Source organism: Streptomyces mangrovisoli (genome assembly GCF_000974985.2).
Lineage (GTDB): Bacteria > Actinomycetota > Actinomycetes > Streptomycetales > Streptomycetaceae > Streptomyces > Streptomyces mangrovisoli.
The window spans coordinates 23,242-47,853 of the sequence record NZ_LAVA02000003.1; the positions used below are offsets into that span (position 1 = coordinate 23,242).

The following is a 24,612-nucleotide window of genomic DNA, read 5'->3' on the forward strand; positions in this document are numbered from 1 at the left end:
GTCAAGATAGAACAGGTTCTAGAAGAAGGGAACGGGCCCGACCGACCCGGGCCCCGACGACGGGACCTAGCGGTCGAAGTCCAGCTCCACCTGCTCGGTCACCGGATGGGACTGGCAGGCCAGCACATACCCCGCCTCCGTCTCCTCCCTCTCCAGCGCGAAGTTGCGGTCCATGCGCACCTCGCCCGAGACCAGGAAGGCCCGGCAGGTCCCGCACACCCCGCCCTTGCAGGCGTAGGGCGCGTCGGGGCGGTTGCGCAGCACCGTCTCCAGCAGCGACTCCCCGGACTGCACCGGCCAGGTGCCCCCGCGTCCGTCGAGCCGGGCGGTCACCGCGGCCCGCGCGGGCGCCGGTGCCGCCGTGCCCTCGGCCGTGCCGGAGTCGACGTGGAAGATCTCCTCGTGGATCCGGTCCCGGGGCACCCCGAGCCCGCGCAGCGCCCGCTCGGCCCCCTGCACCAGGCCGTACGGCCCGCACAGGAACCATCCGGCGACCCGCTCCACCGGCAGCAGCGCCGGAAGCAGCCCGGTCAGCCGGTCCTCGTCGAGGCGGCCGGAGGGCAGCCCCGCCTGCTGCTCCTCCCGGGAGAGCACGGTGACCAGCTGGAACCGCTGCGGATAGCGGTCCTTGAGATCGGCGACCTCCTCCAGGAACATCGTCGAGGCCGCCGTGCGGTCGCTGCGGAACAGGCAGAACCGGGCGCGGGGCTCGCGCGCCAGCAGGGTCGAGACGATCGACAGCACGGGCGTGATGCCACTGCCGCCGACCACCGCCGCGTACAGTCCCGGCGCCGGGTCGAGGATGAAGCGGCCGGCCGGGGTCATCACCTCCAGCTCGTCGCCGACGTTCACCTCCTTCAGCGCGTACGTCGAGAAGGCGCCGCCCTCGACCAGACGCACCCCGACCCGCAGGGTGTGCGGGCCCTCGCCGTCCGCGGCGGGAGCGGGGGAGCAGATCGAATAGGTCCGCCGGATCTCCTGCCCGTCGGCCACGCGCCGCAGGGCCAGATGCTGCCCCGGCGCGTGCCGGAACTCCTCGCGCAGCTCCGGGGGGACGGCGAGGGTCAGGGCCACGGAGTCGTCGGTGAGCCGGTCGACCGCGGCCACCGGGAGCGGGTGGAAGCGGGCCATCACAACTCCTTGAAGTGGTCGAACGGTTCGCGGCAGTCGAGGCAGCGCCGCAGCGCCTTGCACGCGGTGGAGGAGAAGCGGCTCAGCAGCTCCGTGCGGTCCGATCCGCAGTGCGGGCAGCACACGGGGGCCTGGGCGCCGGCCGGTTCGCCGTCGAGGGTGCGGGTCGGGCCGAGGGAGAGGGCCACCGGGACGTTGCCCTCCTGGGCGCGGGCTCCGTGGCGGGGCGGTGCGATGCCGAACTCCCGGAGTTTGCGCCGCCCCTCGTCGGAGATGTCGTCGGTCGACCAGGCCGGGGCGAGAACCGTGCGCACCTGGACCTCGCGCAACCCGTGGGCGCGCAGCGCCCGTTCGATGTCCATCGACATCGCCTCGATCGCGGGGCAGCCGGTGTACGTCGGGGTCAGCTCGACCTCCGCCGAGTCCGCTCCGCGCAGATGGACGGCGCGCACCACGCCCAGCTCGCGGAGGGTGAGCACGGGCAGCTCGGGGTCGGGCACGGAGCCCGCCACGGCGAGCAGTTCGGCCTCCAGGGCGGTCGGCGTCACCATGACGCCCCCGGGTGGCTGCGGTGCAGGTGCTGCATCTCGGCGAGCATCCGCCCGAAGGGCTCGGTGTGCACTCCCTGGCGGCCCGCGCCCGCCGCCCACGCTCCGCCGCGCGGGCCGTCGGGGACGGTCAGCCCGGCGCGCCCCAGCACGCCGGTGACCGAGTCGAGCCAGGCGCTCTCCATGGCGGTCAGGGTCTTCTCGTCGAGGCCGAGGCCCTCCACCGGCTGGAACATCTCGCCGGTGAACCGCCACAGCGCCGTGCACGCGCGCTGCATGCGCTCGTGGCTGACGTCCGTGCCGTCGCCGAGGCGCACGGTCCACTGCTCGGCGTGGTCGCGGTGGTAGGCGATCTCCTTGACGGCCTTCGCCGCGAGCGGGGCGAACGGGCCGTCGCCCGCCGCCAGTTCGGCGTGCAGCAGCAGCTGGTAGGTCGAGAAGTACAGCTGGCGGGCGATGGTGTGGGCGAAGTCGCCGTTCGGCTGCTCGACCAGCTGGAGGTTGCGGAAGGCGCGCTCCTCGCGCAGGTACGCCAGCTCGTCCTCGTCGCCCGCCATCGACAGCAGCACGCGGGCCTGGCCCAGCAGGTCGAGGGCGATGTTGGCGAGCGCGACCTCCTCCTCCAGGACGGGGGCGTGGCCGGCCCACTCCCCCAGGCGGTGGGAGAGCACGAGCGCGTCGTCGCCGAGGGCCAGGGCGGCCGCCGTGGGGAACACGGGCGCGCCCGGCCCGGCCGGGGCGGCGGTCCCGGTGGGCGTGGTGGTCTCGGGTGGGGTCACAGGTGCTTCACCCCGTCCGGGATCTCGTAGAACGTCGGGTGGCGGTAGGGCTTGTCGGCGGCCGGCTCGAAGAACGGGTCCTTCTCGTCGGGGGAGGACGCGGTGATCGCGGCCGAGGGCACGACCCAGATGGAGACGCCCTCGCCGCGCCGGGTGTACAGGTCGCGGGCGTTGCGCAGGGCCAGCTCGGCGTCCGGCGCGTGCAGGCTGCCGGCGTGGGTGTGGGACAGGCCCCGGCGCGAACGCACGAAGACCTCCCACAGGGGCCAGTCGGTGTGGGTCATGCTCGCGTCGCTCCTGTCTCGCCGGTCTGCTCGCCGGTGTGCTTGGCCGCGTGGGCGGCGGCCGCCTCCCGCACCCAGGCGCCCTCTTCGTGGGCCTTCCTGCGCTGGGTGATCCGTTGCTCGTTGCACGGGCCGTTGCCCTTGAGGACCTCCCAGAACTCGGTCCAGTCGATGGTTCCGAAGTCGTGCTCTCCCCGCTCCTCGTTCCAGCGGAGGTCCGGGTCGGGGAGGGTGAGGCCGAGCGACTCCGCCTGGGGGACGCAGATGTCGACGAAGCGCTGGCGGAGATCGTCGTTCGAGTGCCGCTTGATCTTCCACTCCATCGACTGGGCGGAGTGCTGCGACTCGTCGTCCGGCGGGCCGAACATCATCAGGGACGGCCACCACCAGCGGTCCACCGCGTCCTGGGCCATCGCGTGCTGTTCGGGCGTGCCGTTGCTCAGGGCCAGCAGCAGTTCGTACCCCTGGCGCTGGTGGAAGGACTCCTCCTTGCAGACCCGGACCATCGCGCGGGCGTACGGGCCGTAGGAGCAGCGGCACAGGGGGACCTGGTTGGTGATGGCGGCGCCGTCCACCAGCCAGCCGATCGCGCCCACGTCCGCCCAGGTCAGGGTGGGGTAGTTGAAGATCGAGGAGTACTTCTGGCGGCCGCTGTGCAGCTTGTCGAGCAGCTCGTCGCGGCCGACGCCCAGGGTCTCGGCCGCGCTGTAGAGATACAGGCCGTGGCCCGCCTCGTCCTGGACCTTGGCCATCAGGATGGCCTTGCGGCGCAGGGACGGCGCGCGCGTGATCCAGTTGGCCTCGGGCTGCATGCCGATGATCTCGGAGTGCGCGTGCTGCGCGATCTGCCGGACCAGCGTCGCGCGGTAGGCGTCCGGCATCCAGTCGCGCGGCTCGATGCGCTCGTCCGCGGCGACGGCCGCGTCGAAACGCCGCGTGTACGCCTCGATGACGGCGGTGTCCTCCGCGCCGTGCGCCTGGGCGCCGGGCGGTCGGTGCGCGGCTGCTGTCGCCATGCGGTCCCCCTCGACCTGGGTGGCTGTGTCTGTTCTCGCCCGACCGATCGTTCGGTCCGTGCGATTCAATGGTGAGGTGGGGCGCCGTAAGGTGTCAACCGCTGTGGACAACCCGCGGGGCCGCCTGTGGAAAACTCCCGAGCACGCGTGCCCTGCCCGGTGGGTGAGAGGGGCTGTGCGGCCGGGGCCGCCCTGAGTACGGTGCCGGTGCGACGGCTGTGACATCGTGCGAGCGCCGGGGCGGGGCGCCGTGGCATCGTGCGACGCGCCGGCGGCGTCGTACGGCCGTACGACACAGGGACCGGGGACGGGCAAGGGGAGGGGGCGCGATGGCCGCGGACGACGCACGACCGGGCGCCTCGCGGGATGCCGAGGCTCCCGAGCGAGCCGAGGCTCCCGAAGGGGCCCGGCTTCCCGAAGGGTCCGAGGGTCCCGATGGGCCTGCGGGTCCCGAGGGGGCGGTGCTTTCCGAGGGGGCCGAGGGTCCCGACGGGACTGTGGGGCCCGAGGCGGCGGTGCCGACCGACGGGTGCGGGCCCACCGAGGATCCGGCGCACGCCGACTTCCCGGACCCCGCCGCACCCCGCACCACCCTGGCCGCGCTCTCCCTGCCCTACCAGGTCGGCGCCGCGCTCGCGCTCGCCGTCGTCGCCGTGGTCGCCTGTGTCCATCTGGGGATGGTGTTCCTGCACGTCGCGCCGGCGAACACGGTCACCAAGCAGCACGGCGAGGCGATCGACGACTGGGTCTACCCCGAGTTCGAGCAGAACTGGAAGCTGTTCGCGCCGAACCCGCTGCAGCAGAACATCGACGTCCAGGTGCGCGCCGACGTCCGCACCGAGGACGGCGCCTCCCGCACGACCGGCTGGTACGACCTGTCCGCCGAGGACGGCCGCGCCATCGACGGCAACCCGCTGCCCAGCCACACCCGGCAGAACGAGCTGCGCCGGGCCTGGGACTTCTTCCTCGGCACCCACGACGGCGCGAACCATCCCGTGGGCCTGCGCGGCGACCTGTCCGAGCAGTATCTGCGCCGGATCGCGGTCCTGCGGCTCGGCCGCGACGACGCGGCGGGCCCGGGCGGCACCGTCGAGCGCGTGCAGTTCCGCTCGGTCACCACGAACGTGCCGCCGCCGAAGTGGAGCGACGAGCAGATCTCGACGACGCCGGTCTACCGCGAGCTGCCCTGGTGGTCGGTGCCGTCCGACGAGGCCGCGGGAGGTGTGCGGTGAACCGTCTCGCGCTGTCGGTCTCCCGCGGCATCGCCCGCGTCACCGAGTCGGCCCTCGGGCCCTGCCAGTCCGCCGTCATCCGCATCGGCTTCGCGCTGACCGCGCTGCTGTTCCTGCTGCGCGAGGCCCCGCACCGCCAGGAGATGTACGGCCCCGACGGCACCTGGAGCTTCACCCTCGGCAAGGAGCTGACCGGGGACAACGGCGCCTTCACCGCGCTGCTGTGGTTCCACGGCCAGGCGTGGTTCGAGGCGCTCTACTGGCTGACCGTCCTCGCGGCCGTCTCGCTGCTGCTGGGCTGGCGCACCCGTACGGCGTCCGTGCTGTTCATGGTCGGGGTGGTCTCGCTCCAGAACCGCAGCGTCTTCATGGGCGACGGCGGCGACAACGTCCTGCACCTGATGTCGATCTACCTGGTGTTCACCCGCTGCGGCCAGGTGTGGTCCCTCGACGCCCGGCGCGCCCGGCGCGACGCGTCGGCACGCGCGCGGGGAGTGCCGCGTGCCGACCGCCTCGGCCCCGCGCTGTGGATCGTCCTGGGCGGGCTGCTGACCGTGGTGACCGTGGCCGGGCGGCTCGGCACCGGCGACTGGCCGCTGCCCGCCCTGCTGTGGGGCATGTGGCTCGCGCAGGGCCTGTGGTGGGCCGCCGGGCGGTGGCCGCGCAGCCCGCAGCCGCGCATCCTGGCCGATGTGGTCGGCAACGTCGTCCACAACGCCGGCCTCTTCGTGATCATGGCGGAGGCGTGCCTGATCTACGCCACCGCCGGCTGGTACAAGATCCAGGGCTCGCGCTGGCAGGACGGAACGGCCGTCTACTACCCGCTGCACCTGGAGTCCTTCTCGCCGTGGCCGGGGCTCGCCGGGCTGCTGTCGTCCAGCGGCACCCTGGTGATGCTGGTGACGTACGGGACTGTCCTCGTGCAGGTGGCCTTCCCGTTCACGCTCTTCAACCGCCGGGTCAAGAACGTGCTGCTGGCCGCGATGATGACCGAGCACGCGGTGATCGCCGTGGTGCTCGGACTGCCGTTCTTCTCGCTGGCGATGATCGCGGCGGACGCCGTCTTCCTGCCGACCTCGTTCCTGCGCCGCCTGGGCGACGGGGCGGTCCGCGCGCGGGACCGGGTGCTGCGCCGCGGCGCGGTGGTCCTGCCAGGTCAGCGGGGCGGCGGCAGCGAGGAGGAGGCGGGCGACGCCCGCGTAGGCTTCACGGCATGAACGACCACGCCGGCGACCCCGTGCGCCTCTGGCACCGGCGCGCGGACGGCTGCGTCCTGCTCGACGGCTTCCACGCGCTGAAGCACGCGGTCCGCTTCGGCGCCGAGGTGCCGGTGGCGGTCACCGCCGACCGCCGCGCGGCGCTCGCCCTGGCCGACGAGCTGGCCCCCGACGTACGCGCCACGCTGGACGCGCTGCTCACCGAGGTCCCCGAGGCGGTCTACGGCGCCCTGGTGGCGCGTCCGCATCCGACCGCGGTGGCGGCCCTCGCCGTACGGCCCGCGCGGGAGGCGAATCTGCGCGCCCTCGCCTCCGCGCCGCGCCGTGCGCCGGTCGTGGTGCTCGACAACCCCCGCAACCTCGGCAACGCGGGCGCCGTGATCCGGCTCGCCGCCGGGTTCGGGGCGACGGGCGTCGTCACCACCGGCACGCTCGACCCCTGGCACCCGACCGTGGTGCGCGGCGGTGCGGGGCTGCACTTCGCGACGGCCGTCGAGCGGCTGGCGGTCGACGAGCTGCCGCCGGGCCCGGTGTTCGCCCTCGACCCGGAGGGCGAGGACATCCGGGGCGTGAAGCTGCCGGACGACGCGGTGCTCGCGTTCGGCTCGGAGCGCAGCGGGCTGTCGGCCGAACTGCGCGCCCGCACCGACCACTTGCTGGCGCTGCCGATGCGCCCCCAGGTCTCCAGCTACAACCTCGCGACCAGTGTGGCCATGACGCTGTACCACTGGAGCGCCGACGGGGGCGCGCCCGGCGCCCGTTGAGCCGGGTGGGCCGCGGGAGCCGTGTCAGGGCGGCTCCCGCCGCCGTCACGCCTCCCGGCGGATCTCCACGACGCGGAAGCGGTTCGCGACGAACGCGCCGTCGGTGAGCGCGGCGTTGGCCGCCGGGTTGCCGCCGGAGCCGTGGAAGTCGGAGAACGCGGCCGTCTGGTTGACGTACACCCCGCCGGTCAGGTTCAGCGACAGCTGGGCGGACTCGTCCATGCAGACCTCCGCGACGGCCCGCTCGAACTCGTCGTCCGTGGTGTACGCGCCGACGGTCATGGCGCCCTTCTCGCGGATCGTGCGCCGCAGCAGCTCCAGGGCGTCGGCCGGGGAGTCCACGGCGACGGCGAAGGAGACCGGACCGAAGCACTCGCTCATGTAGGCGGCCTCGGCGTCCGGCTTGGCGCCGTCGAGCTTGACGATCACCGGGGTGCGCACGACCGCGCCCGGGAACTCGGGGTTGTCGACCTCGCGGGAGGCGAGCGCGACCTCGCCGAGGCCCGCGGCGGCCTCCAGCCGCGCCTTGACGTCCGGGTTGACGATCGCGCCGAGCAGCGCGTTCGCGCGCGCGTCGTCCCCGAGCAGCCCGTCGACCGCACGCGCGAGGTCGGCCACGACCTCGTCGAAGGTCTTGGGGCCCTCGTCGGTGCGGATGCCGTCGCGGGGGATCAGCAGGTTCTGCGGGGTGGTGCACATCTGGCCGCTGTACAGCGACAGCGAGAAGGCCAGGTTGGCGAGCGCGCCCTTGTAGTTCCCGGTGGACTCCACGACGACCGTGTTGACGCCGGCCTTCTCGGTGTAGACCTGCGCCTGGCGGGCGTTGGCCTCCAGCCAGTCGCCGAACGACGTCGAGCCGGTGTAGTCGATGATCCGGATCTCGGGGTGGGTGGCGAGCGTCTTGGCGACGCCCTCGCCCGGCCGCTCGGCGGCGAGCGCGACCAGGTTCGGGTCGAAGCCGGCCTCGGTCAGCACCTCGCGGGCCACCTGCACGGTGAGAGCCAGCGGCAGCACCGCGCGCGGGTGCGGCTTGACCAGCACCGCGTTGCCCGTGGCGAGGGAGGCGAACAGGCCCGGGAAGCCGTTCCAGGTCGGGAAGGTGTTGCAGCCGATCACCAGGCCGATGCCGCGCGGCACGGGCACGAAGGTCTTGGTGAGCGCGAGCGGGTCGCGCTTGCCCTGCGGCTTGGTCCACTCCGCGGTGTCCGGGGTGCGCACCTGTTCCACGTACGCGTACGCCACCGCTTCGAGGCCGCGGTCCTGGGCGTGCGGGCCGCCCGCCTGGAACGCCATCATGAACGCCTGCCCGCTGGTGTGCATGACCGCGTGGGCGAACTCGTGGGTCCGGTCGCTGATCCGCTTGAGGATCTCCAGGCAGACCACGGCGCGCGCCTCGGCGCCCGCGTCCCGCCACGCGCGCTGCCCGGCCCGCATGGCGGGCAGCAGCACGTCCACGTCCGCGTGCGGGTAGCTGACGCCCAGCTCGATGCCGTAGGGGGAGATCTCGCCGCCGACCCAGTCGTCCGTGCCGGGCTGGTCCAGGTCGAGGCGGGTGCCCAGGAGGGCGTCGAAGGCGGCCTTGCCCGCGGCGGCGTCCAGGCTGCCGTTCTCGCCGTACGCCTTCGGGTGCTCGGGGTGCGGTGACCAGTAGGCGCGGGTGCGGATCGCCTCCAGCGCCTGATCGAGCGTGGGCCGGTGCCGGGCGATCAGCTCGTGCGCGGTCAGTGCGGCCATGCGGGACCAACTCCTCGTCTCAAGAGCTCCTCGTCGAGCTCATGACCTGGGCAGAAACATGGGCAGGAACAGCCAACCAGGGCTAGAGTAACCGAACGATCGGTCGGGACAAGGGGGCCTGCCGCATCTGTGGAAAACCCCGTGCGGGAGGATCGCGCCCATGACAGCACTGGACCTCAGCAGCCCCGTTGCCGTCGTCGGCACCGGCACCATGGGCCAGGGCATCGCCCAGGTCGCGCTCGTCGCCGGCCACCCCGTGCGGCTCTACGACGCCGTCCCGGGCCGCGCCCGGGAGGCGGCCGAGGCGATCACCGCCCGGCTCGACCGGCTGGTGGCCAAGGACCGGCTCTCCGGCGCCGACCGGGACGCCGCGCGAGACCGGCTCGTGCCCGTCGAGGACCTGGCCGCGCTGGCCGACTGCGCGCTGGTCGTCGAGGCGGTGCTGGAGCAGCTGGAGGCCAAGCAGCAGCTGTTCCGCGACCTGGAGGACGTCGTCGGGGACGACTGCCTGCTCGCCACGAACACCTCGTCCCTGTCGGTCACCGCCGTGGCGGGCGCCCTGCGCAACCCCGGGCGCTTCGTCGGCCTGCACTTCTTCAACCCCGCGCCGCTGATGCCGCTGGTCGAGGTCGTCTCCGGCTTCGCCACGGACTTCGGCTCGGCCACGCGCGCCTACGAAATGGCCCGCGCCTGGGGCAAGACGCCGGTCGCCTGCGCCGACACCCCGGGCTTCATCGTCAACCGCATCGCGCGGCCCTTCTACGCCGAGGCGTTCACCGTCCACGAGGCGCACGCCGCGGACCCGGCCACCATCGACGCCGTGCTGCGCGAGTGCGGCGGCTTCAAGATGGGCGCCTTCGAACTGACCGACCTGATCGGCCAGGACGTCAACGAGTCGGTCACGCACTCCGTGTGGCGCTCGTTCTTCCACGACGTCCGCTTCACGCCGTCGCTCTCCCAGCGCCGTCTCGTCGAGTCCGGCCGCCTCGGCCGCAAGTCCGGGCAGGGCTGGTACGACTACGGCGCCGACGCCGAGCGGCCCGAGCCGCACACCGCGGAACCCGCCGACGCGCCCGCCTACGTCATCGTCGAGGGCGACCTGAACCCGGCCGGCGAGCTGATCGCGCTGATCCGCGAGGCCGGCATCAAGGTGCGCCAGGAGGACGAGGACAACGGCACCCGCATCGTGCTGCCCGGCGGCGGCCAGCTGGCTCTCGCCGACGGACAGACCTCGGCGGAGTACCGCGACGTGGTCTACTTCGACCTCTCCCTCGACTACCGCAAGGCCACGCGGATCGCGCTGTCCGCCGCCCAGGACACGCCGCAGCGGACCGTCCTGGAGGCCATCGGCCTCTTCCAGGCGCTCGGCAAGGACGTCAGCGTCATCGGCGACCTGCCCGGCATGATCGTCGCCCGCACGGTCGCCCGGATCATCGACCTCGCGTACGACGCCGTCGCCAAGGGCGTCGCCACCGAGGAGGACATCGACACCGCGATGCGGCTGGGCGTCAACTACCCCCTGGGCCCCTTCGAGTGGGACCGCCGCCTCTACCGCGACTGGGCCTACGACCTCCTCGACGAGCTGCACCAGCGCGACCCCTCGGGCCGCTACGCCCCCTCGCTGGCGCTGTACCGCCACGCGTACGCCACGGACCCGCGGGAGGCCCAGTGACCACCGCCAAGCGCGACACGTACACGCCCGAGACGCTGCTCTCCGTCGCGGTGCGCGTCTTCAACGAACGCGGTTACGACGGCACGTCCATGGAGCACCTCTCCAAGGCCGCCGGGATCTCCAAGTCGTCGATATACCACCACGTCGCGGGCAAGGAGGAGCTGCTGCGCCGGGCCGTCAGCCGGGCCCTCGACGGACTCTTCGGCATCCTCGAGGAGGAGCACGCGCGCGAGGGGCACGCCGCGGGGCGCCTGGAGTACGTGGTGCGGCGCATGGTCGAGGTGCTCATCGACGAACTGCCGTATGTCACGCTGCTGCTGCGCGTGCGCGGGAACACCGCCACCGAGCGCTGGGCGCTGGAGCGGCGACGCGACTTCGACCACCGGGTGGCCGAGCTGCTGAAGGCGGCGGCCGCCGAGGGGGACGTGCGCGGCGACGTCGAGGTGCGCCTCGCCACCCGGCTGGTGTTCGGAATGATCAACTCCATCGTGGAGTGGTACCGGCCCGACGGCCGGGGGATCGCGGAGCGCGAGGTGGCCGACGCGGTGGCGCGGCTGGTGTTCTCGGGGCTGCGCAACGCCTGACCCGGGGGGGACCGCGCACCCCGGGACCGGCCGGGGGCGGCGGGCCGTGAGCCCTGAAGGCGCGGGCCCTGAGCCCTGAAGGCGCGGGCCCTGAGCCCTGAAGGCGCAGGACCTGAGCCCTGAAGGCGCAGGACCTGAGCCCTGAAGGCGCAGGCCTTGAGCTCTGAGGGCGGCGCCGCGCGCCCCCTCACCCCTCCAGATCCAGGTCCTCCTCCTCGAAGACCAGCAGGGTGCGGGTGCTCGTCACCTCGGGAATGGCCTGCAGCCGGGTCAGCACCAGTTCGCGCAGCGCCCTGTTGTCCGGCGTGTGCACCAGCAGCAGCACGTCGAAGTCGCCGCCGACCAGCGCGATGTGCGAGGCGCCGGGCAGCTGCCTGAGCTGCTCGCGCACGGTCCGCCAGCTGTTCTGCACGATCTTCAGCGTGATGTACGCCGACGTGCTCTGGCCCGCTCGCTCGTGGTTGACCCGGGCGCCGAAGCCGCGGATCACGCCGTCCTCGACGAGCCGGTTGATCCGCGCGTACGCGTTGGCCCGCGAGACATGCACCCGTTCGGCGACCGACCGTATCGACGCGCGGCCGTCCGCCTGGAGGATCTGGAGGATGTCCTCGTCGATGGCGTCCAGCGGACGCGGGGGCGGGACGGCGCCGCCGTCAGGACCCTCGGCCATTTGTTCAGGTGCCATGTCCCCCCGCCTCCCTACCATGGACGTACTGCGTTCATTTCAGGTTGTGCAGAACCGATTGTCCACAGCCTGATGGTGCCTGTAGCCAAAATGTGCCGACGACCGAACAATCGGTAGGTGAGGCGGGTCACAGGCGACCCGCCTCCCGTAGCCACTCCCATGAGGAGGTGCCGTCATGACGGTCATGGAGCAGCGGGGCGCCTACAAGCCCGCCCCGCCGCCCGCCTGGCAGCCCCGCACGGACCCCGAGCCGCTGCTGCCCGACGCCGAGCCGTACCGCGTCCTCGGCACCGAGGCCGCCGCCAAGGCCGACCCCGAGCTGCTGCGCCGGCTCTACGCACAACTGGTGCGCGGCCGCCGGTACAACACGCAGGCCACCGCGCTCACCAAGCAGGGCCGTCTGGCCGTCTACCCCTCCTCCACCGGCCAGGAGGCCTGCGAGGTCGCCGCCGCGCTGGCCCTCGAGGACCGCGACTGGCTCTTCCCCAGCTACCGCGACACGCTCGCCGTGGTGGCCCGTGGCGTGGACCCGGTCGAGGCGCTGACGCTGCTGCGCGGCGACTGGCACACGGGCTACGACCCCTACGAGCACCGGGTCGCCCCGCTCAGCACCCCGCTGGCCACCCAGCTCCCGCACGCCGTGGGCCTCGCGCACGCCGCCCGCCTCAAGGGCGACGACGTGGTCGCGCTCGCCCTGGTCGGCGACGGCGGCACCAGCGAGGGCGACTTCCACGAGGCGCTGAACTTCGCCGCCGTATGGCAGGCGCCGGTCGTCTTCCTGGTGCAGAACAACGGCTTCGCGATCTCCGTCCCGCTGGCCAAGCAGACCGCGGCCCCCTCCCTGGCCCACAAGGCCGTCGGATACGGGATGCCGGGCCGCCTGGTCGACGGCAACGACGCCGCCGCCGTGCACGAGGTGCTCTCCGACGCCGTGCGCCGCGCCCGCACCGGTGGCGGCCCCACCCTCGTCGAGGCCGTCACCTACCGCATCGACGCCCACACCAACGCCGACGACGCCACCCGCTACCGCGGCGACGCCGAGGTCCAGGCCTGGCGCGACCACGACCCGATCCAGCTCCTCGAACGCGAGCTGACCGGCCGCGGCCTGCTCGACGAGGCGGCGGTCCAGGCCGCCCGCGACGACGCCGAGGCGATGGCCGCCGACCTGCGCGAGCGCATGAACCGGGACCCGGAGCTCGACCCGATGGACCTGTTCGCCCACGTGTACGCCGAGCCCACCCCGCAACTGCGGGAGCAGCGCGCCCTGCTGCGGGCCGAGCTCGAGGCCGAGCAGGAAGGCGGTCACCGATGACCACCGTCGCCGTCAAGCCCGCCACCATGGCGCAGGCCCTCACGCGCGCCCTGCGCGACGCGATGGCCGCCGACCCCTCCGTCCATGTCATGGGCGAGGACGTCGGCACCCTCGGCGGGGTCTTCCGGGTCACCGACGGGCTCGCCAAGGAGTTCGGCGAGGACCGCTGCACGGACACCCCGCTCGCCGAGGCCGGCATCCTCGGCACCGCCGTCGGCATGGCCATGTACGGCCTGCGCCCGGTCGTGGAGATGCAGTTCGACGCCTTCGCCTACCCGGCGTTCGAGCAACTCGTCAGCCATGTCGCCCGGATGCGCAACCGCACCCGCGGGCGGATGCCGCTGCCGATCACCATCCGCGTCCCCTACGGCGGCGGCATCGGCGGCGTCGAGCACCACAGCGACTCCTCCGAGGCGTTCTACATGGCGACCCCGGGCCTGCACGTCGTCACGCCCGCGACCGTCGCCGACGCCTACGGCCTGCTCCGGGCCGCCATCGCCTCCGACGACCCGGTCGTCTTCCTCGAACCGAAGCGGCTGTACTGGTCGAAGGACACCTGGAACCCCGACCGGCCGACCGACGTGGAGCCGATCGGCCGCGCCGCGGTCCGGCGCCCCGGGCGCAGCGCCTCGCTGCTCACCTACGGCCCGTCGGTGCAGGTCTGCATGGAGGCCGCCGAGGCCGCCCGGGCCGAGGGCTGGGACCTCGAAGTGGTCGACCTGCGCTCCTTGGTGCCGTTCGACGACGAGACGGTCTGCGCGTCGGTCCGGCGCACCGGCCGCGCGGTCGTGGTGCACGAGTCGGGCTCGTTCGGCGGCCCCGGCGGAGAGATCGCCGCTCGCGTCACGGAGCGGTGCTTCCACCACCTGGAGGCGCCGGTGCTGCGGGTCGCCGGGTTCGATCTGCCGTATCCGCCGCCGATGCTGGAGCGGCACCACCTGCCCGGCGTCGACCGGATCCTGGACGCCGTGGCGCGTCTTCAGTGGGAGGCCGAGGGCTGATGGCACAGGTGCTGGAGTTCAGGCTCCCCGACCTCGGGGAGGGCCTGACGGAGGCGGAGATCGTCCGCTGGCTGGTGCAGGTCGGCGACGTCGTCGCGATCGACCAGCCCGTCGTGGAGGTCGAGACGGCCAAGGCGATGGTCGAGGTCCCCTGCCCCTACGGCGGCGTGGTCACGGCGCGGTTCGGCGAGGAGGGCACCGAACTGCCCGTCGGCGCCCCGCTGCTGACGGTCGCCGTCGGCTCGTCGGCCGCCATCGACGAGAGCACGGGCTCGGGCAACGTCCTGGTCGGCTACGGCACCTCGGAGGCACCGGCCCGCCGTCGCCGCGTGCGGCGCGCACCGGGCCCGGCGGACCTGACGGCCCCCGCGAACCGGACGGGCGCGGACCGCTCCGGCCCGGACCGCTCCGGCGCCGACCGGAGCCCGGCCGGTACCGCGCTCGTGGGTGCCGGCACGGACGCGGTGGCGGTGGACGCGGACGGTCCCGTCCCGGTGATCTCGCCGCTGGTGCGCCGGCTGGCCCGGGAAGGCGGCGTGGACCTGCGCAGCCTCTCCGGTTCGGGTCCGCACGGGCTGATCCTGCGCGCGGACGTCGAGTTCGCCCTGCGGGCCGGCACCGCCCAGAGCACCGCGCCGCGGCCGGCCGCCGCGCCCGCCGCGTCGACCGTCGCGGCACCGGCCACCGCGGCCCCCGCCGCGGCCCCGGCCGCCCCCGCGCGGTCCTCCGCCCCGTCCGGCGCGGTGCGGGTGCCTCTCAAGGGCGTGCGCGGCGCGGTCGCCGACAAGCTGTCCCGCAGCCGCCGCGAGATCCCCGACGCCACCTGCTGGGTGGACGCGGACGCCACCGAGCTGATGCGGGCGCGCACGGCCATGAACGCGGCCGGCGGCCCGAAGATCTCCCTCATCGCGCTGCTCGCGCGGATCTGCGCCGCCGCGCTGGCCCGGTTCCCGGAGCTCAACTCCACGGTCGACATGGAGGCGCGGGAGGTCGTCCGGCTGGAGCAGGTCCACCTCGGGTTCGCCGCGCAGACCGAACGCGGGCTCGTGGTGCCGGTCGTCCGGGACGCGCACGCACGGGACGCCGAGGGGCTGGCCGCGGAGTTCGCCCGGCTGACCGAGTCGGCCCGCACGGGCACGCTCACCCCCGGCGAGCTCACCGGCGGGACGTTCACGCTGAACAACTACGGCGTGTTCGGCGTCGACGGCTCCACGCCGATCATCAACCACCCCGAGGCCGCGATGCTCGGTGTCGGCCGGATCGTCCCCAAGCCGTGGGTGCACGAGGGCGAGCTGGCGGTGCGCCAGGTCGTGCAGCTCTCGCTCACCTTCGACCACCGGGTGTGCGACGGCGGCACGGCGGGCGGCTTCCTGCGGTACGTGGCGGACTGCGTCGAACAGCCGGCGGTGCTGTTGCGCACGCTCTGACGTCAGGGGGTGCCCCGCATGTGGCCCGGCTGCGGGGCGCCCCTCAGGGGCGCGGGGAACCGCGCGACCAGCCACGACCGGACCCGAGGCCGGGACGCCACGATCAGCCCCCACCCCCCACCCCCCGACCTGACGGGAGTCACCCCGCGCAACCCTTCCCTGCGGATCGCGGCGGCCAGAGCGGGTCGGGGTGAGTTCCTGGCGATCACGGCGGCCCGCATACTCGGAGGGTGACTCCGTCCGAGCCCCCCGCACACTCCGCCCACCCTGCGGAACCCGCGACGCCGTACGACGCCGTCGTGCTCGCGGGCGGAGCCGCGCGCAGACTGGGCGGCGCGGACAAGCCGGCGGTGCGCGTCGGCGGGCGGTCGCTGCTGGACCGGGTGCTCGCCGCCTGCGCCGACGCGGCCACCACCGTGGTGGTGGCCGAACCCCGGCCCACCGCCCGCGCCGTCGCCTGGGCCCGCGAGGAGCCGCCCGGCGGCGGCCCGGTCGCCGCACTCGGCGCCGGCCTGCGGCTGGTCACGGCCCGTCAGGTCCTCGTCCTCTCCGCCGATCTGCCGTTCCTCGCGGCGGACACGGTACGACGGCTGCTGGGCGCGCTGGCCGCGAGTGACGCCGACGGCGCGCTGGTCACCGACCCGGACGGCCGCGACCAGCCACTCGTGGCCGCGTACCGCACCGAGGCGCTGCGCCGCGAGCTGACCGGCCTCGGCGGGACGGCACCGGACGGGCTCGCCGGACTGCCGCTGCGCCGGCTGACCGGCGCGCTGCGCCTCACTCGCGTCCCCGACCCCGTCGCGTCCTTCGACTGCGACACCTGGGACGACATCGCCAACGCCAGAGCACGCATCAGGGAGCATGGGCACGTGCTGGATGAATGGATCTCCGCAGTCAAGAACGAACTGGGCATCGAGCTGGACGTCGACACCGGTGTCCTCCTCGACCTCGCCCGCGACGCCGCCCACGGGGTGGCCCGGCCCGCGGCCCCGCTGACGACCTTCCTCGTCGGCTATGCAGCCGCGCAGGGCAAGGGCGGCCCCGAAGCGGTCGCCGAGGCCGCCCGCAAGGCCGCCGCGCTGGCGCTGCGCTGGGAGGCGGAGGAGGCCGCGGCCGGCGGCCCCGACGCGACCCCGGGCGCCCCCGGCACTGCCTCGGGCGCCCCCGGCACGGCACCGGACGCCGCCGGAGGCGGTTCCGGCACGGCACCGGACGCCGGATGACCGCGCCCCGCTCCCGGGCCGACCAGGACGCCGAGGACTTCGACGTCGAGGAGGCGCTCGCCCTCGTGAAGGAAGCCAACGGCCCGTCCTCCGGCGACCGTGCGCCCGCGCCGTCCGCCCGCTCGTGGGACCGGCGGCAGGCTGGCGGCGGACGGCCCTTGGGCCGCGGCTTCGACCAGGCCGGGGGCGGCGACGGAAGCGAGCGGCGGTCGGCGCAGGAGAAGGCGGAGCACGGCGAACGGCACCGGGCCACGCCCTGGCCGCAGGCCCGCGCCCTGGCCGCCCGCGCCGCCCGTACCGGCGGTCGGCGCGCACCCGTCACCGTGCCGCTCCACGACGCGCTCGGGCTGGTGCTGGCGGCCCCGCTGAACGCCCTCACCGATCTGCCGTCCTTCGACACGTCCGCGATGGACGGCTGGGCGGTCGCCGGACCCGGCCCCTGGGCGGTGCGCGAAGAAGGCGTGCTGGCCGGTCACGCGCGGCCCGAGCGGCTGCACGACGGCGAGGCCGTACGGATCGCCACCGGCGCCCGCGTCCCGGCCGACACCACCGCCGTGCTCCGCAGTGAGCACGGCCGCAGCGACGACAAGGGCCGCCTCCACGCCACGCGCGACGTCGCGCACGGCCAGGACATCCGGCCCCGCGGCCAGGAGTGCCGCAGCGGCGACCAGTTGCTGCCGGTCGGCACCCTGGTCACCCCCGCCGTGCTCGGCCTCGCCGCGGCCGCCGGCTACGACAGCGTCACCGCCGTACCGCGGCCGCGCGCCGAGGTCTTCGTCCTCGGCGACGAACTGCTCACCGAGGGCCTGCCCCGGGAGGGCCTGATCCGGGACGCCCTCGGCCCGATGCTGCCGCCGTGGCTGCGGGCGATGGGCGCCGAGGTCGTCGCCGTGCGCAGGATCGGCGACGACGCCAGGGCCCTGCGCCGGGCGCTGACCGCCTCCGACGCCGACCTGCTCATCACGACCGGCGGTACCGCCGGTGGCCCGGTCGACCATGTCCACCCCACGCTGCACCGTCTCGGCGCCGAACTGCTCGTCGACGGCGTCCAGGTGCGCCCCGGCCACCCCATGCTGCTCGCCCGCGTCAAGGACGGCCAGCACCTCGTGGGCCTGCCGGGGAACCCGCTCGCCGCCGTCTCCGGACTGCTCACGCTCGCCGAGCCGCTGCTGCGCACCCTGGCCGCGCACCCGGCGCCGGAGCCGTACGAACTGCCGCTGTCGGAGGCCGTGGCGGGGCACCCGCACGACACCCGGCTCGTCCCCGTCGTACTGCGCGGCGACCGGGCCGTCCCGCTGCACTACAACGGGCCCGCGATGCTCCGCGGCGTCGCGGCGGCCGACGCGCTCGCGGTCGTACCGCCGGGCGGATCGGAGCAGGGACAGACCGTGGAACTGCTCGACCTGCCGTGGGCGGCCGCGGGCATCGGAGTGTGTTTCACGTGAAACATCCGGATCGTGACGCCTTCGCCCACGATGCCGGATCCGCCGCCGCAGGGCGGCAGGGCGCGGGGCGGCCCGCCGACTCGGCTCGCGGCACCGCCCCCGCCCCGGACTCCGCCCCCGCCCGGGAGGATTCCGAGGACGGCGCCGCCGACGAGCAGTACACGGAGGGCCCGCGTACCGGCCACCGCGTCCGGCTCCCGAGGAAGGTCGTGGACCGGCCGGTGCGGCAGGTCGTCAAGCGGCTCGCGCTGGCCCTGCTGCTCCTCGTCCTGACCTCGCTGATCGTCTGGGCCGACGCGAGCGGCTATCGCGACACCGCGGGCGGCCCCGTGGACTACCTGGACTCGCTCTACTACGCCACCGTCACGCTCTCGACGACCGGGTACGGCGACATCACCCCGGTCAGCGACGGGGCCCGGCTCACCAACATCTTCGTCATCACGCCGCTGCGGGTGCTGTTCCTGATCATCCTGGTCGGCACCACGCTGGAGGTCCTCACCGAGCGCACTCGGGAGGAATGGCGTCTACACCGCTGGAGGTCCGCGGTGCGCGAGCACACGGTCGTCGTCGGGTTCGGTACCAAGGGGCGTTCGGCGATCCGGACCGTCTGCGGGACGGGGCTGCGCAGGGACCGGGTCGTGGTGGTCGACGCCAGTGCCAAGGCGATCGACACCGCGACCGCGGAGGGGTTCGTCGGGGTCGTCGGGGACGCGACGCGCAGCGAGGTGCTGAAGCGGGCCGAGGTGCACAAGGCGCGCCAGGTGGTCGTCGCCACCCAGCGGGACGACACGGCCGTCCTCGTGACGCTGACCGCGCGGCAGCTCAACCCCGGGGCGCACATCGTGGCCGCCGTGCGGGAGGAGGAGAACGCGCCGCTGCTCAAGCAGTCCGGGGCCGACTCCGTCATCACCAGCGCCAGCGCGGCCGGGCGGCTGCTCGGGCTGTCCGTGCTGAGCCCGGCGGCCGGCATGGTGATGGAGGACCTCATCCAGCAGGGCAGCGGGCTGGACCTCGTGGAGCGCCCGGTGGTCAAGGCGGAGGTGGGCCGCACCCCGCGGGAGCTGGACGACCTGGTGGTGAGCGTCGTACGCGGGCACCGGGTGCTCGGCTACGACGATCCGGGCGTCGGCACGCTGGAGCCGACGGACCGCCTGATCGCGATCGTCCGCATCACGCCGGGGATCCAGGTCACGCCCAGCGGGCGCCCGCTGCCGCAGGACTGAACGAACGCCCGCTGCCGCAGGATGGAACGGGTACCCCCCGACGCCGCGGGTGCCCCCCGAGGCCGTCGGCCGCGAGGGGTAGCGTCGCCGTCATGCATGCGATCACGATTCCCGAACCTGGTGGGCCCGAGGCGCTGGTGTGGGACGAGGTCCCCGATCCGGTGCCCGGCGAGGGCGAGGCCCTGGTCGAGGTGGTGGCCGGCGCCGTCAACCGCGCCGACATCCTTCAGCGGCAGGGCTTCTACGACCCGCCGGCCGGCGCGTCCCCCTACCCCGGCCTGGAGTGCTCCGGACGGATCACCGCCCTCGGACAGGGCGTGTCCGGCTGGTCGGTCGGCGACGAGGTGTGCGCGCTGCTCTCCGGCGGCGGCTACGCCGAGAAGGTCGCCGTCCCGGCCGGTCAACTGCTGCCCGTACCCAAAGGGGTGGACCTGCGGCAGGCGGCCGCGCTGCCCGAGGTGGTCTGCACGGTCTGGTCGAACGTCTTCATGGTCGCCCATCTGCGCCCCGGCGAGACGCTCCTCGTGCACGGCGGCTCCAGCGGCATCGGCACCATGGCCATCCAGCTCGCGAAGGCGGTGGGCGCCAGGGTCGCCGTCACCGCGGGCACCCGGGAGAAGCTCGAACGGTGCGCCGCTCTGGGCGCGGACGTGCTGATCAACTACCGCGAGCAGGACTTCGTCGCCGAGATCCGGCAGGCCACCGACGGGGCGGGCGCCGACGTGATCCTGGACAACATGGGCGCCAAGTACCTGGACCGCAATGTCCAGGCGCTCGCGGTCAACGGCCGGCTCGCGATCATCGGGATGCAGGGCGGCATCAAGGGCGAGCTGAACATCGCCGCGCTGCTGAACAAGCGGGCCGCGATCAGCGCGACCTCGCTGCGGGCCCGCCCGCTGGGCGAGAAGGCGGCCATCGTGGCGGCCGTACGGGAACATGTGTGGCCGCTGCTGGACGCGGGCCACGTGCGGCCGGTCGTCGACCGCGAACTGCCCATGAGCGAGGCGGGCGCCGCGCACCGGGTCGTCGAGGAGAGCGGACACATCGGCAAGGTGCTGCTGGTCGCGCCGTAGCGACCGCCTCGGGGACGGGTGACCGTGGTGGGGCGGCGTCGGCCGGAGGGGCTCAGGCCCCGGGCCGGCGTCAGGTTCTGCGGACCCGCAGCGCGATGAACGCGAGGCCCAGGCCGAGCCCCATCAGGACCAGGCCGCTGCCCAGCGGAAGGATCCGCAGCACGGGCTCGGCGGGCGTCGCCGCCTCCGCGGCGGCCTGGCCGCCGGGGGGCACCGCTTCGGCGGACGGCGCCAGGCCGGCCTCCTGCGGGGAGTCCGGCTGCTGCGGGTCCGCGTCCGCCGCCACTCCGCCGGTGTCCTCCTCCTCGGCCGGGGCGGTCGTTCTCCGGTGGTCCCCGTCCATCGCCGTCGCCTCGTCGTCCGGGCGTCCGGGCCGCGCCCGCCCCACCCCGGCGGCGCTGCCCGCCTCCGAGGGATCGGCGTGCGAGGGCGAGGGATCGGGCCGGGAGACGCCGACGGCCGTCGCGTCGCCCCGCGGGGCCTGTCCGTCCTGCGTGTCCTCGCCCCGTGCGGAGCCGGTCTCCGAACGTCCGTGCTCGGTGCGACGGTGGTCGGGACGGCCGTGCTCGGCCCGGCCCGTCCCGGAGTGATCTTCGCTGGAGGCGCTGGAGGCGCTGGCGGCGGAGGGTTCCGACGCGCGGCCGGGACGGCCGGACGGCTCCGAGTGGGCCGTGGTGCCCGCCGGGCCGTCGCCACGCCCGTCGTGCGCGCCGTGCCCCCCGGCGCGTCCGCTGTTCCCGTCGTGCGCGTCGCCGGCCTCGCGGTTCCCCCGCGGACCTCCGGCCCCCGCCGCGGCGCCGTCCGTGGGCGGCACGGCGCCCTTCGGGCCGCCGAGGAGGCCCGCGGTACCGCTCCCGGCCGGGCCGGGCAGGGAGTACGAGGAGTCCGCGGCGTACGCCGACGCGTCGCCGTACGGGGCCACCGCCACCGTCGCCGCCGAGGCGGCGAGCAGCAGTCCCGCCGTCCGCAGTCTGCGTACCGAGGGAGTCACGCAATCAGATTCACCCCATTCGCCCGCTACGGCATTTCGAACTCCCCCATGCGGGACCGGCGCACTGCACAATCCGGGTATGTCGACACGGCACGGGCTGCTGGCGCTCCTGGAGCAGGGACCTCGACCCGGCTCCCGGCTCCGCAGCGACTTCGCGGCCCGGACCGGCGGGCTCTGGCCGCTGACCGCCGGGCAGGTCAACACGGCGCTCGTCCGTCTGGAACGGGACGGCATGGTCGTACAGCAGGCCGCCGACGAGGCGGGACGGGCGCTGTACGCGCTCACGGACACGGGCCGCGCGGAGCTGTACGACTGGTTCGGGCGCTCGGTCGAGCGGTCCGGGCCGCTCCGCGACGGGCTGGTGATCAAGCTGGTGCTGGCGGTCACCGCGGCCGGCGCCGATGTGCGGGAGGTGGTCGAGGCACAGCGCCGCCATGTGTCGCAGGCGCTCCAGGACCGGCTGCGACAGCGGGCGCAGGTGCTGGCCGCGCTGTCGGGACGGCCCGAGGAGATGGCCCGGCTGCTGGTGCTGGAGCAGCTGGTCTGCCGGGCCGAGGCCGATCTCCGCTGGCTGGACCACTGCGAGGCGCGGGTGCTGCGCCTGGCCCAGGAGCGGGCGGGCTGAGGAGCCCGCGGACGGAGCGGCGTGCGGGCGCGCCCACCGCGGACCGAGAGGAGGGCGCGCTCACCGCGGACCGGGAGGAGGGCGCGCTCACCGCGGACCGCGGAATTCCCCGTGCAGGAACGGTGGATCACCCCGCACCGGGGGCACCACGGTGATGAGGTGTAGGGGTGCGAGAGAATGGCGGCATGGAGATGCCGAGGAACGAGAGGTCGCCGGAGAACCCCCAGATCCTGGTCGTTGGCCAGGACGGGATGGCGCTCGGCGGCGGAGGCGACGAGGACTCCCGTGAGATCCCGGTGACGGAGCAGGTGGAGCAGCCGGCCAAGGTCATGCGGATCGGCAGCATGATCAAGCAGCTGCTGGAGGAGGTCCGGGCGGCTCCCCTCGACGAGGCGAGCAGGGTCCGGCTCAAGGAGATCCACTCCAGTTCGGTGGCGGAGCTGGAGGACGGGCTGGCGCCGGAGCTGGTCGAGGAGCTGGAGCGGCTCTCCCTGCCCTTCACGGACGACGCGATCCCGAGCGACGCGGAACTGCGGATCGCGCAGGCGCAGCTGGTCGGCTGGCTGGAGGGGCTCTTCCACGGGATCCAGACCACGCTGTTCGCCCAGCAGATGGCCGCGCGGGCGCAGCTGGAGTCGATGCGCCGCGCGCTGCCGCCGGGTGCGTCCCACGAGGGCGACGAGACCGGCATGGGCGGCCGCGTGGGCGGCCCGTACCTCTGAGCCCGCAGAACTGAAGGACCCCGTACCCGCAAAAGGGCCCGGCACCACCAGGTGCCGGGCCCTTCCGTTCGCCGTGTCCCCGAGGGCGCCTCGCGCCCCCCGAGGGTGCCGTCCTGCCCCGAGAGGACGTGGTCGTACCCCCGAGGGGACGCCGTCAGGCCGGGTTGCCCGTGGACAGCGTGAACTGCATGGTCGGCGGGTTCTTCGGGTCGAAGTCCGTGCCCGCCGTCGGGTACTGCTTCATCACCGTGTCCTGGCCGTAGGTGTTCTCGTCCAGGTAGTCCTTCTCGTAGTGCCAGCCCGCGGCCTTCAGGCACTCCAGGACCGAGTCCCAGTTCTTGAACGCGAAGTCCGGCATCTGCACCTTGTCGGGGTCGTTGTACGACTCCTGCGGCTCGCTGCACTCCGTCTTGTCGATCGTCTTGCTGGTGTCGGGCCCGCGGTGGCCCTCGGCCACCGTCGCCGACGACGAGGTCGACGGGTTCGTGCTGCTGCCGCCCGTGCCGCCCGCCTTGTCGTCGTCACCGCCGCTGTTCAGGGTGAGCGCCACGATCAGGCCGACGACGGCGAGCAGGGACACCACGATCGAACCGATCACGACCGGCCTGTTGCCGCCCCTGCCCCCGCCGCCCCCGGGCCCGGAGGACGGCGTGAGGTTGTACGTCGGTGTCGACGGGCCGCCCTGGTGGGAGTAGGCGGCCGGCGGGGTCTGGTACCCGGCCTGCTGCGGATAGCCGTAGGCCGGGGCCGGCATCGCGGGCTGCGGCGTGCCGTACGGGCCCGGGGCGGGCTGGTACGGCGTGTGCACCGGTCCCGGCGGCGGCGCCGCGGCGCTCTGGTCGACGGGCGGGAAGACGGCCGAGCCCACGCCCGCGCCGCTCTGCGGCTGCGTGCCGGGCACGATGCTGGGCGGCGCGGCCTGGAAGGAGGCGGCCACCCGCAGGCACTCGTCGCGCATCGACTCGGCGGTCGGGAAACGCTCGTTCGGGTTCTTCTTCAGCGCGCGGGCGACCAGCGCGTCCACCGCGGGCGGCAGCGACCGGTTGACCGAGGACGGAGCCACCGGCTCCTCCTGGACATGCGCGTACGCGATGGCCAGCGGCGAGTCGGCGTCGAACGGCAGCCGTCCGGTGACCAGTTGGAACAGCATGATGCCGACCGAGTACAGGTCGGAGCGGGCGTCGACGCCGCGGCCGAGGGCCTGTTCGGGCGAGAGGTACTGCGGGGTGCCGACGACCATGCCGGTCTGCGTCATCGAGGTGACGCCCGACTGCATGGCGCGCGCGATGCCGAAGTCCATCACCTTGACCACGCCGCGCTTGGTCATCATCACGTTGCCGGGCTTGATGTCGCGGTGGACCAGCCCCATCTCGTGGCTGATCTCCAGGGCCGCGAGAACATCGGCGGTGATCTTCAGCGCCTTGTCCGCGGGCATCGCGCCCTGCCGCGCCACGTCCTCGTCGAGCACGGAGCCCAGCGGGCGGCCCTCGACGTACTCCATGACGATGTACGGCGTGGTCAGACCGCCGAGATCGTCCTCGCCGGTGTCGAAGACCGACACGATGTTGGTGTGCGTGAGCTTGGCCACTGCCTGTGCCTCGCGGCGGAAACGCTCGCGGAACGCCTGTTCGCGGCCGAGTTCGGTGTGCAAAGTCTTGATCGCGACCTGGCGGTCCAGCACGGAGTCGTAGGCCAGGTGCACCGAGGCCATGCCGCCTTCGCCGAGCAGCTCGCGCAGCTGGTACCGGCCACCGGCGAGCGAGCGCCCCGTGTAGCGGCCCTGTGCGCCGTCCTGGCTCATTTGTCCCCGTCCCCCACTGCCGTCAGACGCCGTCGATGATCGAATGTGTCATTCCCGGCCAAGTCTGCCGGAGGGCACGGACACGTCAAGCGCGATGCCCGATCCGTGACCGTACGCGAAAGA

The 24,612-nt window shown here is 73.9% G+C and carries 23 protein-coding genes; 14 read left to right on the forward strand and 9 right to left on the reverse strand.

Going from position 1 to position 24,612, the window contains the following annotated elements:
* Nucleotides 1–66 precede the first annotated feature (66 nt).
* From WN71_RS01155 to paaA, 5 genes are read right to left on the reverse strand one after another with little or no spacing between them, the layout of a single operon-like run.
* Nucleotides 67–1,131 carry a 2Fe-2S iron-sulfur cluster-binding protein gene (locus WN71_RS01155; RefSeq protein ID WP_046583641.1) on the reverse strand — a complete coding sequence of 355 codons (1,065 nt, stop codon included), beginning with the start codon at nucleotides 1,129–1,131 and terminating at the stop codon, nucleotides 67–69.
* Complete coding sequence (gene paaD / locus WN71_RS01160; protein ID WP_046583640.1) at nucleotides 1,131–1,682, reverse strand: 1,2-phenylacetyl-CoA epoxidase subunit PaaD; 552 nt, start codon at nucleotides 1,680–1,682, stop codon at nucleotides 1,131–1,133. Before paaD ends, WN71_RS01155 begins: the two co-directional genes overlap by 1 nt.
* Nucleotides 1,676–2,458 carry a 1,2-phenylacetyl-CoA epoxidase subunit PaaC gene (gene paaC / locus WN71_RS01165; protein ID WP_046583639.1) on the reverse strand — a complete coding sequence of 261 codons (783 nt, stop codon included), beginning with the start codon at nucleotides 2,456–2,458 and terminating at the stop codon, nucleotides 1,676–1,678. Before paaC ends, paaD begins: the two co-directional genes overlap by 7 nt.
* Nucleotides 2,455–2,742 carry a 1,2-phenylacetyl-CoA epoxidase subunit PaaB gene (gene paaB / locus WN71_RS01170; RefSeq protein WP_046583638.1) on the reverse strand — a complete coding sequence of 96 codons (288 nt, stop codon included), beginning with the start codon at nucleotides 2,740–2,742 and terminating at the stop codon, nucleotides 2,455–2,457. Before paaB ends, paaC begins: the two co-directional genes overlap by 4 nt.
* The gene (gene paaA / locus WN71_RS01175) at nucleotides 2,739–3,758 is read right to left on the reverse strand and encodes a 1,2-phenylacetyl-CoA epoxidase subunit PaaA (RefSeq protein WP_046583637.1); all 1,020 of its coding nucleotides are present in this window, start codon (nucleotides 3,756–3,758) and stop codon (nucleotides 2,739–2,741) included. Before paaA ends, paaB begins: the two co-directional genes overlap by 4 nt.
* A gap of 329 nt (nucleotides 3,759–4,087) precedes the next feature.
* Between paaA and WN71_RS01180 the strand changes: the two genes are divergently transcribed.
* From WN71_RS01180 to WN71_RS01190, 3 genes are read left to right on the forward strand one after another with little or no spacing between them, the layout of a single operon-like run.
* A complete protein-coding gene (locus tag WN71_RS01180; protein ID WP_107469524.1) occupies nucleotides 4,088–4,990 on the forward strand; it encodes a DUF5819 family protein in 903 nt (300 codons plus the stop codon).
* Complete coding sequence (locus WN71_RS01185) at nucleotides 4,987–6,207, forward strand: HTTM domain-containing protein (protein ID WP_046583635.1); 1,221 nt, start codon at nucleotides 4,987–4,989, stop codon at nucleotides 6,205–6,207. The genes WN71_RS01180 and WN71_RS01185 overlap by 4 nt, the downstream gene beginning before the upstream one ends.
* Nucleotides 6,204–6,971 (forward strand): TrmH family RNA methyltransferase, encoded by a 768-nt coding sequence (locus WN71_RS01190; RefSeq protein WP_046583634.1) that lies wholly within the window; start codon nucleotides 6,204–6,206, stop codon nucleotides 6,969–6,971. The genes WN71_RS01185 and WN71_RS01190 overlap by 4 nt, the downstream gene beginning before the upstream one ends.
* Before the next feature lie 45 nt (nucleotides 6,972–7,016).
* On the opposite strand, the gene paaN is transcribed toward WN71_RS01190, so the two are convergent.
* Nucleotides 7,017–8,705, reverse strand: coding sequence for a phenylacetic acid degradation protein PaaN (gene paaN / locus WN71_RS01195; RefSeq protein ID WP_046583633.1), 1,689 nt, complete (start codon nucleotides 8,703–8,705; stop codon nucleotides 7,017–7,019).
* Between the two features lie 160 nt (nucleotides 8,706–8,865).
* Here paaN and WN71_RS01200 point away from each other — a divergent pair, with 160 nt between their 5' ends.
* Both WN71_RS01200 and WN71_RS01205 read left to right on the forward strand, forming a co-directional pair.
* Entirely contained in the window at nucleotides 8,866–10,377 is a 1,512-nt protein-coding gene (locus WN71_RS01200; RefSeq protein WP_046583632.1) for a 3-hydroxyacyl-CoA dehydrogenase, read from the forward strand.
* Complete coding sequence (locus tag WN71_RS01205) at nucleotides 10,374–10,961, forward strand: TetR/AcrR family transcriptional regulator (protein WP_046583631.1); 588 nt, start codon at nucleotides 10,374–10,376, stop codon at nucleotides 10,959–10,961. Before WN71_RS01200 ends, WN71_RS01205 begins: the two co-directional genes overlap by 4 nt.
* 187 nt (nucleotides 10,962–11,148) lie before the next feature.
* Here the strand turns inward: WN71_RS01205 and WN71_RS01210 are convergent, their stop codons facing one another.
* Nucleotides 11,149–11,631 carry an Lrp/AsnC family transcriptional regulator gene (locus WN71_RS01210; RefSeq protein ID WP_046583630.1) on the reverse strand — a complete coding sequence of 161 codons (483 nt, stop codon included), beginning with the start codon at nucleotides 11,629–11,631 and terminating at the stop codon, nucleotides 11,149–11,151.
* 190 nt (nucleotides 11,632–11,821) lie between these two features.
* Here WN71_RS01210 and pdhA point away from each other — a divergent pair, with 190 nt between their 5' ends.
* From pdhA to WN71_RS01250, 7 genes are all read left to right on the forward strand, one after another.
* Entirely contained in the window at nucleotides 11,822–12,958 is a 1,137-nt protein-coding gene (pdhA, locus tag WN71_RS01215) for a pyruvate dehydrogenase (acetyl-transferring) E1 component subunit alpha (RefSeq protein ID WP_046583629.1), read from the forward strand.
* Complete coding sequence (locus WN71_RS01220) at nucleotides 12,955–13,959, forward strand: alpha-ketoacid dehydrogenase subunit beta (protein ID WP_046583628.1); 1,005 nt, start codon at nucleotides 12,955–12,957, stop codon at nucleotides 13,957–13,959. Before pdhA ends, WN71_RS01220 begins: the two co-directional genes overlap by 4 nt.
* On the forward strand, nucleotides 13,959–15,386 hold the full coding sequence (locus WN71_RS01225; protein WP_071369791.1) for a dihydrolipoamide acetyltransferase family protein: 1,428 nt from the start codon (nucleotides 13,959–13,961) through the stop codon (nucleotides 15,384–15,386). The genes WN71_RS01220 and WN71_RS01225 overlap by 1 nt, the downstream gene beginning before the upstream one ends.
* A gap of 230 nt (nucleotides 15,387–15,616) precedes the next feature.
* Complete coding sequence (locus tag WN71_RS01235; RefSeq protein WP_046581261.1) at nucleotides 15,617–16,609, forward strand: NTP transferase domain-containing protein; 993 nt, start codon at nucleotides 15,617–15,619, stop codon at nucleotides 16,607–16,609.
* Entirely contained in the window at nucleotides 16,606–18,054 is a 1,449-nt protein-coding gene (locus WN71_RS01240; protein WP_046581262.1) for a molybdopterin molybdotransferase MoeA, read from the forward strand. The genes WN71_RS01235 and WN71_RS01240 overlap by 4 nt, the downstream gene beginning before the upstream one ends.
* A complete protein-coding gene (locus tag WN71_RS01245; protein WP_240529527.1) occupies nucleotides 18,051–19,277 on the forward strand; it encodes a potassium channel family protein in 1,227 nt (408 codons plus the stop codon). Before WN71_RS01240 ends, WN71_RS01245 begins: the two co-directional genes overlap by 4 nt.
* Before the next feature lie 92 nt (nucleotides 19,278–19,369).
* The gene (locus WN71_RS01250; protein ID WP_046581264.1) at nucleotides 19,370–20,350 is read left to right on the forward strand and encodes an NAD(P)H-quinone oxidoreductase; all 981 of its coding nucleotides are present in this window, start codon (nucleotides 19,370–19,372) and stop codon (nucleotides 20,348–20,350) included.
* Nucleotides 20,351–20,420: 70 nt separating this feature from the next.
* Here the strand turns inward: WN71_RS01250 and WN71_RS01255 are convergent, their stop codons facing one another.
* Nucleotides 20,421–21,341, reverse strand: a complete 921-nt coding sequence (locus tag WN71_RS01255; RefSeq protein WP_052742868.1) for a hypothetical protein — start codon at nucleotides 21,339–21,341, stop codon at nucleotides 20,421–20,423.
* Between the two features lie 79 nt (nucleotides 21,342–21,420).
* Between WN71_RS01255 and WN71_RS01260 the strand changes: the two genes are divergently transcribed.
* Together WN71_RS01260 and WN71_RS01265 are read left to right on the forward strand one after the other, a co-directional pair.
* Nucleotides 21,421–21,966, forward strand: a complete 546-nt coding sequence (locus tag WN71_RS01260) for a PadR family transcriptional regulator (RefSeq protein WP_046581265.1) — start codon at nucleotides 21,421–21,423, stop codon at nucleotides 21,964–21,966.
* 185 nt (nucleotides 21,967–22,151) lie between these two features.
* Nucleotides 22,152–22,688 carry a bacterial proteasome activator family protein gene (locus WN71_RS01265; RefSeq protein ID WP_046581267.1) on the forward strand — a complete coding sequence of 179 codons (537 nt, stop codon included), beginning with the start codon at nucleotides 22,152–22,154 and terminating at the stop codon, nucleotides 22,686–22,688.
* A gap of 154 nt (nucleotides 22,689–22,842) precedes the next feature.
* Here WN71_RS01265 and WN71_RS01270 read toward each other — a convergent pair whose 3' ends face one another.
* Nucleotides 22,843–24,489 carry a protein kinase domain-containing protein gene (locus tag WN71_RS01270; protein ID WP_046581269.1) on the reverse strand — a complete coding sequence of 549 codons (1,647 nt, stop codon included), beginning with the start codon at nucleotides 24,487–24,489 and terminating at the stop codon, nucleotides 22,843–22,845.
* Nucleotides 24,490–24,612 lie beyond the last annotated feature (123 nt).